This is a genomic window from Arthrobacter sp. cf158 (assembly GCF_900106835.1).
Taxonomy (GTDB): Bacteria; Actinomycetota; Actinomycetes; order Actinomycetales; family Micrococcaceae; genus Arthrobacter.
Window position 1 is genome coordinate 65,297 of sequence record NZ_FNNR01000014.1, and the last position, 13,356, is coordinate 78,652.

The 13,356-nt window shown below is 59.6% G+C and carries 12 protein-coding genes; 7 read left to right on the forward strand and 5 right to left on the reverse strand.

Annotated elements, in window-relative coordinates:
• Positions 1 to 3 precede the first annotated feature (3 nt).
• The 5 genes from BLW08_RS21845 to BLW08_RS21865 form a co-directional block, all read right to left on the reverse strand.
• A complete protein-coding gene (locus tag BLW08_RS21845) occupies positions 4 to 603 on the reverse strand; it encodes a carboxypeptidase-like regulatory domain-containing protein (protein WP_091328123.1) in 600 nt (199 codons plus the stop codon).
• A 2-nt stretch (positions 604 to 605) separates the two neighbouring features.
• Positions 606 to 2,216: an FAD-dependent oxidoreductase gene (locus BLW08_RS21850; RefSeq protein ID WP_175538798.1), complete on the reverse strand. Its 1,611-nt coding sequence runs from the start codon at positions 2,214 to 2,216 to the stop codon at positions 606 to 608.
• Positions 2,194 to 3,102: an SMP-30/gluconolactonase/LRE family protein gene (locus BLW08_RS21855; protein ID WP_091328144.1), complete on the reverse strand. Its 909-nt coding sequence runs from the start codon at positions 3,100 to 3,102 to the stop codon at positions 2,194 to 2,196. Before BLW08_RS21855 ends, BLW08_RS21850 begins: the two co-directional genes overlap by 23 nt.
• 144 nt (positions 3,103 to 3,246) lie before the next feature.
• The gene (locus BLW08_RS21860; protein WP_175538799.1) at positions 3,247 to 3,996 is read right to left on the reverse strand and encodes an RraA family protein; all 750 of its coding nucleotides are present in this window, start codon (positions 3,994 to 3,996) and stop codon (positions 3,247 to 3,249) included.
• Between the two features lie 185 nt (positions 3,997 to 4,181).
• Positions 4,182 to 5,150 (reverse strand): LysR family transcriptional regulator, encoded by a 969-nt coding sequence (locus tag BLW08_RS21865; protein WP_091328150.1) that lies wholly within the window; start codon positions 5,148 to 5,150, stop codon positions 4,182 to 4,184.
• 168 nt (positions 5,151 to 5,318) lie between these two features.
• Between BLW08_RS21865 and BLW08_RS21870 the strand changes: the two genes are divergently transcribed.
• From BLW08_RS21870 to BLW08_RS24380, 7 genes are all read left to right on the forward strand, one after another.
• Positions 5,319 to 6,056 (forward strand): hypothetical protein, encoded by a 738-nt coding sequence (locus tag BLW08_RS21870; protein ID WP_091328152.1) that lies wholly within the window; start codon positions 5,319 to 5,321, stop codon positions 6,054 to 6,056.
• Between the two features lie 75 nt (positions 6,057 to 6,131).
• Entirely contained in the window at positions 6,132 to 7,301 is a 1,170-nt protein-coding gene (locus BLW08_RS21875; protein WP_175538800.1) for an extracellular solute-binding protein, read from the forward strand.
• Positions 7,302 to 7,361: 60 nt separating this feature from the next.
• Positions 7,362 to 8,585 carry an ABC transporter ATP-binding protein gene (locus BLW08_RS21880; protein WP_091328158.1) on the forward strand — a complete coding sequence of 408 codons (1,224 nt, stop codon included), beginning with the start codon at positions 7,362 to 7,364 and terminating at the stop codon, positions 8,583 to 8,585.
• Position 8,586: 1 nt separating this feature from the next.
• Positions 8,587 to 10,344, forward strand: coding sequence for an ABC transporter permease (locus tag BLW08_RS21885; protein ID WP_175538801.1), 1,758 nt, complete (start codon positions 8,587 to 8,589; stop codon positions 10,342 to 10,344).
• Between the two features lie 153 nt (positions 10,345 to 10,497).
• Entirely contained in the window at positions 10,498 to 11,691 is a 1,194-nt protein-coding gene (locus tag BLW08_RS21890; RefSeq protein WP_091328163.1) for a CaiB/BaiF CoA transferase family protein, read from the forward strand.
• On the forward strand, positions 11,691 to 12,818 hold the full coding sequence (locus tag BLW08_RS23990) for a thiolase family protein (RefSeq protein WP_175538802.1): 1,128 nt from the start codon (positions 11,691 to 11,693) through the stop codon (positions 12,816 to 12,818). Before BLW08_RS21890 ends, BLW08_RS23990 begins: the two co-directional genes overlap by 1 nt.
• Positions 12,731 to 13,258 carry a Zn-ribbon domain-containing OB-fold protein gene (locus BLW08_RS24380; protein ID WP_368086907.1) on the forward strand — a complete coding sequence of 176 codons (528 nt, stop codon included), beginning with the start codon at positions 12,731 to 12,733 and terminating at the stop codon, positions 13,256 to 13,258. Before BLW08_RS23990 ends, BLW08_RS24380 begins: the two co-directional genes overlap by 88 nt.
• Positions 13,259 to 13,356 lie beyond the last annotated feature (98 nt).

Sequence of the window (13,356 nt, forward strand, 5' to 3'; positions counted from 1 at the left end):
GAACTACCGCCAATGTTCCCTTACATACTGAGGATCCTTGTCTGCGATGACCTCCGTGACGAGCGAAATCTCAGTATCCGAGCCCACCACGGCGATACCTTTGACTGAACCGTAGCCCTGTTTCCAAGCTTCAACAGTGTGCCGGCCGGGCGGCAACGCCAGCACTGCGCCACCCGATTCATCTGTCGTAGCAGCGTGATGACCGGCTCGAACGTGAGTCCCTGGCAGGGGTTCGATCTCCGCGTTAGTCGTGTTGAAAACCGTCACCGTCAGCGTGTGAGCGGGAGCAGGCACTGCTGCAACGCTGAAGGCGAAATGGCTGGTGCCGACGCTCGCATGCCACACGTGAAGTCCGGGCTCGGCAGGCACAGGCACTTCCACGCTGGTCCACCATAGCGCCAGGGTCCCCGGCCAGATGTTCCCGCCAAGTTTTCCACTCCCAACCTCATGGCCAGCAGCACCGCGAACGATAACTGTTTGGCCCGCCAAGGAACCGCCGCTGCGGGACCTCGCCCCAACATGCACTGAAAGCGTAGATCCGACGACGGCAGGACCGTCGGCACCCCATACCGCCAGGGTGATCTCTGGTTGTCCCGCAGCCACGGCTACACACCATCCTTATTGCTCGTTGGGCCGCTGCCGGTTCGGGCCTGCCCCGTCGAGACAGCAGCCCTGGCCGCGATATAGCCGAACGTGAACGCCCGCCCGAGTCCGTGTTGCGTGAAACCACTGGCGCAGTCCCCAGTGGCAAAAAGACCAGGGATCGGTGCCTCTTCCGTATCGATCACTTGTGCAGATCCATTGATCCTGAGTCCTGCGTAGCTGTCATGCACCACCGGGGTGTGCCATGCGGCGTAGAACGGTGGGCGTTGTATCTTGAACCGAGGCGTCGGTTTCTGATGATCAGGATCGACACCCTCGTCGACGCAACGGTTGTAGCGCTCGATTGTGGCCCGTAAGTTCCCGGGCGGCATGGGGCGCCATTGATATTCCATCTGGATTTGACCGGCAAGCTCTTCGATCGTGTCCGCACTGAAGAAGAAGCCATCGGTATCGACGTTTGGTGGCGTGACATTCCAACCTTCGCGCTCCACAGCCTCAGCATCAAAGATCGCCCAGATAGGGCCGCCACCGTTAAGTTTTTCCGGGTCTCCAGACCACGACATGGCTGCCGCAAAGTAGTCGTAGTCCCGCACGCCTGCAGTTTCGTCGTAAAAACGTACGCCACTTTCACGTACCAGGACCAAGTTCTGGTAATCGCTCGGCTTGAGCCCTGTGGCCTTTTCACGGAAGAAGTGGGGGCTGTCAACCGACCATAAAAGCCCATGGTAATTGGAACGCGTCCCCATAAGTCCTTTTGACAATTGCCCGTCGGATTCGTTCGTCTGTCCGGCAAAACCCCAGATACTCGCTCCGACTGCCATTGCAGCGACTTCACCGTCCGCCGTCTTCGGCGCCCAGTTCTGGCCTGTGTACTGATATTCCTCGGTAAGGCGTGGATCGAACATCCTCCGGAACCCAACGTTGCCCGAGTGCCCACCGGTCGCAAGAATCACGCCTTGGCGGGCCTTCACGGAAATCACTTCACCCGTGGGTGTGAAGTAGTCGTCCACCTCCACAATGGCCAATTTTGAGACTCGTCCTTTTGCGCCCTGTGCATCGCGATCGCGATGCAGTGAAACCATCCGATGCTTGAGCAGGATGTGAACACCCAGTTCGCGTGCGGCTTTCTCAAGAGGACGGACAATGCCTGAACCAAACTGCCCGGGCACCACTTGACCGGCGGGCTCTTCCCATTCCAAGGAGAATGCGCGGCGCTTAACCGTGTCGAGTCGGTCTGCAGCGCCCAGCGGTCGCCACTTGACGTTGCCCACCTCGGTCATGAATTCAAACGTGGCTGCCGAGTTGTTGGCATACGCCCACACAACCTCCCGATCGTTGTAACGACCCAGAAGACTATCCGCGCGCACCCAGTCTTGGAAAAGCCTTTCGGGTGAGTCCTCGATGCCCTCGGCACGCTGCAGTGATGTGCCACCACCCAGGTAGGCACCCCCGCCGGAGAGAACTCCGCGTCCGCCGACGTCGAAATTCTGTTCAATCAGCAGCACGCTCGCTCCCAGATGGCGGGCCGTCAGCGCTGCGATCAGTCCGCCAGGGCCACCGCCCACAACCACAACGTCGTAGGACAGATCCTCATTGTTCGCGCTGGAGCTCACGACTTTTCTCCTCATGGCTGCGCGGGCTTTGATTTGGCACGCTTGATGCCCGGAATGGATGCAGCTGAAGGCCCGCGCTGACCCAATCCGTTTCAAGGACCTGACCGTTGTCGGAGTCCGTCACCGCCATTCTCCCAGCGGGCGAAATGGCAATGTTTGTGTACTTCTTTCCATCACCAGGACTGATCGTGTCCAGCAGCGCGCCCTCTGGACTGTACACCTGCAGGTCGCCGGGCGCCTTGCCCGTTATGGCACCGATCACCAGATTGCCATCCACGTCCCAAGCGAATCCGTCAGGGCGGCCGTGGTCAAGTTGCACGTGCACGTCCGGCTTTCCAAGCCTCCCTTCCCCTGTGAAGGGGAAGCGAAGAATGCGGCCCTCACCTCCCTGGGCTACGAAAAGGCTATCGTCGTCGGTGCTGAACCCGATGCCATTGGGATACCAGCCGACAGAAAACAGCAGTTCCGCTTCGCCGGTTGTGACGTCGATCCGCCAAAGCCGGCCGTCGTCGCGGGCGGGACCCCGGCTCGGGTCCGTCACGTAAAGATAACCATCTGGGCCAAAGCACAGATCGTTCGGGTAGATCGGGTCAGTGGTGAGGGTAACCATGGCACCGTCGGGGTAGACAGCTTGAACGCCTCCACTCACGCCCTCGGTCCGGTTTCCGGGCCATTGGCCGCCATTCTGGGCCACGTAGATGATGCCATCCCGGCCCTCTGCGGCACCGTTGGGTCCCCCGCCGGTCCGCGCCAGCGCCTTCGTCGTGCGGGCGGACGTCTCGTAGAGGATGCCTTGGTCCACCGAGACGAAGACCAGGCTTCCGCGTTGGGTAAATACTGGGCCTTCTGTGAATCCGACTCCAGCCGCGGCTGTCTGAAATTCCATGTTCAACCTCGTAAGTGTGGGTGGGGACTGGTCAGACGGAGGCTTCTGCCAAGACACGCAGGAGCCCGCAACGCAGGCATCGTAGGAGTTCCGGCAACGATGCCTGCGTTGTGCTGTGCGGCGCGCTAATCGTCCAGCAGTCGCCTACTCGAGGGAATGCAAGTGAGCGACGTCGTCGTCGTGGAAGTGGCGGTGGGCGGCCGATGGTGACATGCCGTTTTCGATGTCTACTTGGCTGCTCCGGTCGATTTCCTCCCGCTCCTCAGCCAGCTCCAGTACCTTCATCAGGATTTCGCTGGGTACAACTGCAATGCCCGACTCGTCACCCACCAACCAGTCCCCTGGGTTGATGAGGACGCCGTCAATGACGATGGGCACATTGAACCCAACGCTCTGGTAGACACCTTCGGAGGCTCGTAGGGAACGGCCTGCCGCGTGAACCGGCCAGTCGTGCTTCTCGAATTCAGCCACATCCCGAACAGCACCGTTCACCACGGCGGCGGCGAGATTCTGCTTCTTCGCGCCGAGCGCCGCCCGGTCCCCCCAAACAGCAGCATCTGTCAGTCCGTCTGCATCAACGAGGAGGACATCGCCCGGCTTGGCGTGCAATTCCTTGAGCTTTACCAGGCCGCGGGATTCATTGCCGGTCCGGCATTTTGCCAGCCGGAGCGTGGCTGCCGGCCCGGCAAACGCAACGTTGGTCGTGATCGGCTGAATGGCCTGTGACAGGTGTGGAGTCCGGATGCCCACGTGTTCCAAGGCGTCACTTACGTGGCCGGCCAGGACGGCGCGGAAACGCTTCGAGATTTCCTCCACGTCAGCAGCGATTGGCTCCACACTGAGCGTATCGTGCTGGTGGTCGTGGTGGTGATGATCATGGTTGTGCTCGCCCATGTCGGAATGCCTTTCCAATTGAGAGTTTGGGACGGGCACCGTTGGTGTGAGGCTAACGTTGCCCGTAGAAGCAGTGTTCCTCTCAACGCAGCATGTCGGGTAGACCCATTTCGGCCTATACAGCATTCGAATTTTCGAATGGGGCACCTGCTCGGCGGTTCTTCGTGAACCGCGGGCGCTACCGGTTAACGCATGGATCCCAGCTCTTCCGAGAAATCAGCGCCAGGGTCCTGGTCAAGCCATTTCTCTTGCAGTTCTTTGCTGTTTCTGCGCAGAAGCGTCAGCATGTTGTGAGCCAAGGCAGAAACGTTCTCATCCGCGGTTAGTGCGAAAATGGTGCGTTTGAGCGGGGGCTCAACCAGCTGCACATGTATGGCGCCAGCCGTTGGATAACTGGTCAAACGGGACAACAAAGCAATCCCGATCCCAGTGCCCACCAGGGCCTGCGCGACGTGGTAACTGGCAGTTTCCATGACCACATTCGGGACGAATCCCACCGACTCTGCCGCATCATCAAGCTGCTGTCGCGCGGGGTGGCCGGTCGATATCGCAATCCACGCCTCGTCCTTGAGGTCGCGAAGGCGAAGACCCCCCTCCTTCTCAGAAATGGGCACAGCGGGGTGGTCGATTGGAAGGCACAGGACAGTGAAGTCATCCAAAAGGTGGTGCGCCTTCACTCCCGCAATCGCGGGAAAGGCCTCCTCGTAGATGGCGACAAGTGCGATGTCCAGTTCGCCGCGGGCTACCATTTCGGCCCCATTCGGCGAGGAAATCTCAAAGACACTGAGCTTGACTTGCTTGTTCCGGTGGCGAAGCGCTGTGAGGGCCGGGGGCAGCAAGTGCTGACCGGCGGCCCGGAACGTACCTATGCGAAGTTCGCTGGTAAGTGTCGCCAGCAGGGAGTCCACGGTCGCCTCCGCCGTGGCCACTTCAGCTGCAATTACTTCACCCGATCTGGCAAGGGACGCTCCTACAGGGGTCAGTCGCGCGCCCCTTGGTCCACGAAGAACCAGACTGATGCCAACGTCTTTCTCCATCTTTGCCAATTGGCTTGTGACTGCCGACGGCGTTCTTCCCAGTGCGTCCGCGGCTTGCGCCAGGGATCCGAAACGGCCGATCTGCGCCAAGAGTAGGAGCTGGGATGGGGTTAGCATTCAGTAATTCTAACGCTCCATGCCAGCACGGCGGGATTCCCGCAGTGCCTGCTGAGTGCCAGACTCCTTGAAAGCGAGATCCACGTCACAGTCGACTGGATCTCCGTGCGACAAAGAACGTCGCGCCCGGCCTCGCTGGCCGCCGGCACTACCGGAAGGAGCAGTTTCATGCAGATCTTCAGAGCAAGCGATGCTGGTGTTCAAGAATCCAAGCAGCTCAACTCCGGCAAGCTGAACTTTCGTCAGCTTCTTGGAGGGGACCCTCTCGGGGATCCGGCTGGTACCGCGCAGTATGGGCCTCAGGCCTTCCTGGCGACTTTTCTTCCCAACGATCCCGGCGACTCGATTCCACGGCGCTCACACCCTATCCCGCAGTTTCAGGTGGTCGTCAGCGGCGAGGCGACGGTTGGCCGACATCTGGTCCGGCCTGGTTCCTTCCACTATTCCGACGCCGATTCCGCATCTGGACCCATAACCCCACTGGACCCCAAAATCGGGCTGACGTACTTCACTTTGAAGCCCGACTACAACAGCCGACCGGCGTCGGAACATACCGTCGAAGGACAAGACTCGGTGCGAACACCGCGAAGCATCGTCGGTTCCGGCATTCACAGTAAATTAGGCGCCGACGTCCTTGTCACTGAACTGGTCGGCCCCGAAGACGACGGGCTGAGCGTATCTTCCATCTCTGTTCCTGCCCGCACAACCTTCACTCCCCAAAACGGAGCAAGCCACGGCGGGAGGTACTTGATTGTGTTGGAAGGGCGCCTCTCATTCGCAGGGACGGACTTGCCAGCCGGAAGCCTGGTCTTTCTGGCGCCTCATGAAACTGCCGACTTCACCGCTACCCAGGACCGCAGCGAGCTACTCCTCCTTCAGTTTCCAGCACTGGAGCACGCCCCCTGACGGTCCTCGTCCAGCCGCGAACACATGTACACCCCCAACCCCGTGGATCTAACCCCTCTTAACCTAGGAGCAGCAATGAAGCGCTTACTGGCCTACCCCGCCGCCGTCCCGGCAGCTTGTGCGCAATCAGCCAAGCCGTCGTCGGATCAGGCGGAATTGTCCCGCCTCCCGGATCGCCGGACAACGAAGTCCCTGACCCGTCGGGTCGCCCCCTTCGCTGCTGCAGTCATGGCAGCGACACTGCTATCTGCATGCAGCGCATCGGACCTCAACAGCGTGGGGTCACAAGGAACCAGCGCTGGGGGTCAGTGCGCGGCCACTGACATTGCAGGTGTAGAGGAGATGGCCAAGAAGGAGGGCAGTCTGGTCCTCTATACCGCGACACACGACGGGATCAACAAACCAGAGGTGGCAGCGTTTTCGGAAAAATACTCCGGGATAAACGTTCAGGTCACTCGCCTGGCCGGTGGTGACCTCGCAGCACGTTTCGCCAGCGAGCGAGCTGCTGGAGCAAACAGCGCCGACATCATCAAGAGCTCGGACAACCTCATGTTTGAAGAAAACAGTGAATGGTTCAGCCCAATCAACAACTCGGCTGTCCCGAATCTCTCAACCCTGGACGACAGATGGAAGGAGCCGGTGTACTTCTCAACTTTCGCCGGCCCTTTTGTTGTTACAAGTAACAGCAAAGCACTCACCGGCAAAGCTCCCTCCACGTGGAAAGATCTCGCAGCTCCCGAATATGCAGGCAAGGGTGGCCTGGCTGACCCACGGCCGTCGCCTGCTTTTCTCGCAACTTACGAAGAGCTGAGGGAATTGTACGGAGACGATTACTTGAGAACTCTCGGATCAAGTGGTTACGACTTCTGGGAGAGTTCCTCGGCGGCTGTTCAGGACCTTGCCGCCGGTGTGGAGCCGTTCATCGGGCCGAACCAGGAATCGCATTCTTCAACGCTCCGCAAACAAGGCGCCCCGCTCCAGGTCAACGCAATATCGCCTTCAATTGGGATTCTCCACTCGGTTGCGGTGAGTTCAGCAGCGCAACATCCGTGCGCGGCAGCCCTCTATGCCAACTTCCTGCTCTCCCACGAAGGACAAACGGCATCCTGCCAGGGCGAGTACCAGTCCTTGATCTACGGCGACATCCCCAACTGCCGCCAGGTTGACCCCGAAATGATTGTCATCGATATAGCGAAGGGCCAGAAGAACAAGGACCAAATCCTCAGCCTCCTCGGCCTGAAGTGACCCCAATTCCTAAAGGCGCCCCTGTTTGACAGCCGCCGAGAGCATCAGATTGGTATAGACATGATTGTAAAAACTCGCAGCTTACCCAAATCCGCCACGCAAGCGAGGGACACGGCAGCCACGCTGGATAAGTCAGCATCGGCACCCAACGGTAAAGACCTTCGGCTTGAGATCACCGCGTTGAAAAAAGACTTCGTCCGCTCCGGGGGGATGCGCGTTCCAGCCGTCGATGACGTCACACTTGAAGTGCATTCCGGCGAGATCGTAGTGCTTCTCGGGCCCAGCGGCTGCGGTAAATCAACGCTGCTGCGCTGCATCGCCGGCTTGGAAACACCAGATACCGGCACCATCCGCATCTCTGGCGAGACAGTATTTGCCGGCTCCTCAGGGCTGGTGGTTCCCCCGGAACGCCGCGACATCAACATGATGTTCCAGTCCTACGCGTTGTGGCCACACATGACCCTGGAGGACAACGTGTCATATCCCCTCCGGGTTGCGGGCGTCAAAGCCGCCTCTGCCCGCAAACGCGCAGAGGAGTACTTGGACCTGGTAGGCCTTGCGGGGCTCGGCCGACAGCACCCATCGAACATCAGCGGCGGTCAGCAACAGCGCGCTGCCTTGGCCCGAACCCTTATATCCGAACCGGCAGTTGTGCTGTTCGATGAACCTCTGTCCAATGTTGATGCCAAGGTCCGAATCCAGTTGCGGAGCGAGTTGGCACGTATCCACCGCGAGCTCGGCTTTGCGGCCGTCTATGTAACGCACGACCAGGTTGAAGCCATGGGAGTAGGAACGTCCATCGCGGTGATGCGCGGCGGTAAGATCGCCCAACTTGATCAGCCAGTGGAGTTGTACGAGTACCCAACCAGCCGTTACTCCGCTGAGTTTGTCGGAGACGCCAATATCTTTGAAGGTCGCATTGTGGACGTCACCGGGGAGGTATCTATTCTCTCCACTCCTGTGGGAAACCTTCGGGCAAAGGGACTACGCCACCCTCGGCTGTCCGCCGCTAAAACAGACCATGAAAGCGTGATCATCATGGTTCGACCCGAGTACTGCACCTTGGCCGCCCCTGGTGATCATTCAGATCCGGCATCGAACCGAATCCAAGCGGTGGTTGAGAGCGTTCTCTACGGAGGATCCCGCACTGAGTACACCTGCCGGGCAGGGGATCAGGTCATCACAGCTTGGGCATCTGAGCACGTGCTGAGGTTCCAAGCAGGTGACCACGTCACGGTCGGCATCAGCGAGGACTCGCTCCGTATCGTAGATGTGGAGCGCTGACATGGCTGTTATCGATCTCTCCCGACCAAGCACGGATGAGGCTGGATCGGCGCGCCGGCAAAAGCTGCCGAAGCCCTTTACTATTCTCATCGGGGTAGTCGCTCTTGTAATTTTGTTCCTGACAATATTTCCGTTGCTCAAGATTCTGGGCTTCTCCACGACCCTCGTCACTGATGGATCGCTGCAGGAAATCGTTTCGGCACCCTGGTTCTGGCCCATGATCCGGGACACGACGATCGTGGTGGGCGCCCACGCAGTCATTACCGTTGCGATAGCGGCGGGCCTCGCGTGGATCAATGAGCGGACCAATGCTCGTATGGGCGTTCTCAGCGACATTTTGCCGCTTGTACCACTTTTCCTCCCGGCAGTGGCAATGGCGATCGGTTGGTCAGTGCTTGCGGCCCCGGACGTTGGATTCTTGAACGGAGCGCTCAGCAGCGTGCTCGCCCCGCTCGGCATTGACTGGCAACTCAACATCTACAGCTATGCAGGCGTGATCTTCGTTTATGTCCTTCACTCCGTGCCGTATGCCTACCTGCCCATTGCTGCAGCATTCCGAAATGCCGATTCCAGCCTGGAGGAGGCGGCACGCGTTTCGGGGGCCAGCAACTGGACTGTCCTGAGGACGATATCTATCCCCGCTATCATCCCGGCCGTGGTTTCAGCCTTCGTCCTAGTAACGATTGTGGGATTCTCCGTCTACTCCGTTCCGGTTGTCCTTGGCAACAAGGCGGGTCTGCAGATTCTGCAGGTACAGATCGTGAATTCCATTCAGGGGAGCTATCCGGCGCGATACGACCACGCAATCGCCATCAGCACGCTCCTGCTCGTGACATTGGCCCTGTTCTGGTTCGTGCAGAACCGGATCACACGGAAAGGCCACTTCGCCAAGATCGGCGGCAAGACCGGCAAAGCGCTGAGGGTCGAACTCGGACGCAGCCGCTGGGTGTTCCGCAGTCTGCTCGGGCTATATCTCCTCCTGTCGGCCGTACTGCCAGTGGCAGCTCTCATTGTCGTGAGTTTTCAGGCATTCTGGCAACCGAACCTGGTCACGTCCATATGGACTCTGGATCACTTCAAGTCCGTGCTCCTGGACAATCCAATAGCCGGTGCGGCAATCCGGAACTCCTTGGGACTCGGACTGATTGTGGGTGCCATCACGGTGGTTTTGGCGGCACTTGTGGTTGTGTACGCGCAGATTTCGAAGGGTCGCCTTGGCAAGTACGCAAACTGGACCGGCAAAGTGGTGCCCGCCGCAATCCCGAATTCAGTGCTTGCAGTCGGTTTCATTTTGGCGCTCTCCGGTCCACCCTTCTCTCTAGGCGGGACTCTGCTGATCGTGGCTCTGGCCTACTTCATCGCTTTCCTGCCATACGCATCAATCGCCATTGAATCCTCCGCAGCCCAGATTGGCGGGGAACTTCGGGAAGCGTCGGCTCTTTCCGGAGCAGGTCCAGGCAGAACCTTCCGCAGCGTGATCCTGCCTCTCCTGCGCCCCGGACTTTTCGCGGCATGGGCTCTGGTCTTCGTCCGGGGAACCGGCGAACTGGAGATGGCCGTCCTTCTCGGCAGCGGAAACTCTCCGCTCATGGGGTTCTTGCTGCTGGACGTCTTCCAGCAGGGTAGCTACAACCAGATGGCCGCCCTGGCACTCACCATGACGTGCCTAACGATGCCGGTGGTGTTCATCATGATGCTTCTGGGTAAGCCTCGTTGGAAGCGATCATTCAGTGCCTCCAGGAAGAGTAAAGCTTCCTGATCAAGCCCCTGACACGGCCGTGGTATCGCCCTTTCGACGCCTGGCATCCGACCATCACCAATGACTTCAACCACGAGTGCCGCCCCCTGAGCCGGCCGCTGGTGCATCAACCATGGGTAGAGAACGCCCACTTAGCCCCACCGGAGGAACCCAATGTCACAGAAGCCCCCTCTTGACGGACTGCGCGTCATCGAAATTGGAAGCATTTACGCGGGACCGTATTGCTGCCAGCTGCTCGGCGACATGGGTGCCGAGGTGATCAAGATCGAGCGCCCAGGGCTGCCTGACCCCTTGCGCACCTGGGCCCACACGGACGACCGCGGCGTCAGCTATCACTGGTCCGTTGTCTCAAGAAACAAGCATTGCGTAACACTCGACGTAAAGACTGCTGAAGGCCGGGAGATCTTCCTTGACCTGATAGCAAAGGCTGACATTCTGGTGGAAAACTTCCGACCAGGAACGATGGAGAAATGGCAGCTGGGCCCCTCCGATCTGGAGAAGATCAACCCGCGCCTCATCTACGCACGGGTGTCGGGATATGGGCAAACGGGCCCCTACGCTGCCCGCCCCGGCTTTGGCCTCATCGGTGAAGCGATGAGTGGGCTCCGCTCGATTACGGGAGAGCCCGGGAGGGCACCGATCCGAGCCGGTGTCAGCATCGCAGACGCCGTAGCGGGCATGTTCACAGCATACGGTGTGCTCGCTTGCATCCACGAGCTCAAGAGCAGCGGAAAAGGACAGGTGGTGGACACTGCCCTCTATGAATCGTTGTATGCCCTGATGAAGGACTTCACTGCGATGTGGGAAGCAGATGGGATCGTCAAGCCACCTGTAGGGACACGCATCCCCCGCGTCGTGCCCACCGGAATCTATACGACAGCCGAGGATAGCTTCGTGGTCATCGGAGGTGGCACCACCGCTGTCTTCGCCCGCTTGGCTGCTGTCATGGGGCGGCCTGAGCTGGCGCAGAAATACTCCACACCCGGGCTTCGTGCGGACAATGAGGAGGAGATCGAGGCCGCTATCGAAGCCTGGGTTGCTACTCAGTCCGCTACAGAGGTATTGGACATCCTTGAAGATGCCGGAGTTCCCGCTTCGAAAGTTTACGGCCCCCAAGACATCCTTGAGGATCCGCAGTACCAAGCCCGCGATATGTTGCTCCCCGTGGACTGGCCGGGGAAGGGGGTGCTTCATTTTCCGGGGGTGGTTCCGAAACTGTCCCGCACGCCAGGCCGAGTGACGAGCACATTGCCTGAGATGGGCGAGTCCAACGAGTATGTGTTCACAGAGTTGCTGAGCAGAACCCCGGATCAACTCGTGGCCTATGGAGAAAAGGGAGTCATCTGATGGCGTCCTCCTCTGTCATCTCCGGTGTAGGGGACAGCACCTATCAACTGAAGTCAGGCCGGACCGTGATATCTCACATGGGTGAAGCCGTGGCCAGGGCCCTCCAAGACGCCCAGCTTGCCCACAAGGAAATCGACGGACTGATTGTCTCAGGAGGGCTGGACTATGACCTCGTGGCAACTAACCTCGGGTTGGAGACTCGGACCACATTTCAGACCTGGAACCACGGACGCTTCACGGGACCAGTCCTGCAGATGGCAGACGCGGCCGTCCGTACGGGCCAGGCATCAAACATCCTGTGTCTGCATGGACGTTCGGGTACCCGGGCCTTCGGCGGCCCAGCCGAGCGTGAAACCCTCCGTGAAGGCGGGGGCCCGCACGGTGAGGTGAGCCACTACGGCCTTACCGCCCCTGGCTCGGGTGCGGCCATGGCATGGCGGCGATACACAGAGTTATACGATGCAGATCCGGATTCTTTGGCCGCGGTCGCCGTGTCTCAGCGCGCCAACGCGCAGCGAAATCCCAACGCGGTGTTGCGCGATGTGCCGCTCGACGAAGCCACTTACATCGCCAGTCCTTGGATTATTGAGCCTCTGCGCCGGCCTGACTTTGCCTTGCCGAATGATGGTGCTGTGGCGGTTATCGTCAGCAGGGACAGCGGCCAAGGAGTTCGCCTTGTGGAGACGCAGGGGATGCGTGCAGGTCGAAGCGAAGTCCCGTTTGGCTACCCTGGATTGGGCATCGGCTACCAGGATTCGGATGCTGTTCGCGAGTCTTCACAACCCGTTTACCAGAAGACCGGACTCTCCCCGCAGAGTATCGATGTTGTCTCGATCTATGACAGCTTTGCGCCGCAAGTAGTGTTCGACCTGGAACGCTTCGGCTTTTGCGATCCTGGCATGGGCTGGAAATGGATCGCAGATGGAAGAACGAGATTCGACGGCCCCAATCCCGTGAACACTTCCGGAGGACATATCGCAGAGTCCGGCCAAGGGGGCTGGAACCATGTTGTAGAGCTGAGCCGCCAACTACGCGGCCAATGCGGCGCTCGGCAAGTAGCGGGTGCTCGCCTGGGTCAGTACATCGGCCCCATGGGGTCATCAATCATTCTGGAGGCCACTTCGTGAATACGTATCCCTCGGTTCCCCCGGCCTTGCTGCCAGGCCGCACACTCGACAATGAAGGATTCTGGGAGAACGCTCGCCGGCACCAGTTGGTCATTCCTGAGTGCCGGCAGTGTGACCATGTCTATTACCCAATATCGCCGCGTTGTCCGAATTGCTTTTCTGAGGACGTTGGTTGGCAGCGGGCTCCAACAACAGGCATCGTCAGCAGTTGGGTCCGCTACCATAAACGCTATTACCCGTGGATTGAGCCGCCCTACATAGTGGCCCTCGTGGAATTATTGCCTACCGTCCGGATGACCACACTGCTTTGGCCGCCGCCGTCCGGGCAACCGGCGGTTGGAAGTCGGGTTTCGCTTGGGTTTGTTGACCTCTCCGAAGAGGTGACTTTGCCAGTCTTTGCCCTGGATGAATCACCCGAGCAACGGAAGAAACCCGTTTAGAGTCGGTCGAAAGGATGCCAAGCCGGGTCTTGCGCCTTGTGGCATGGCATCCGCGATCCAGCATTGCCAAGCGATCAGCCACGATTCCATCGGCGGGG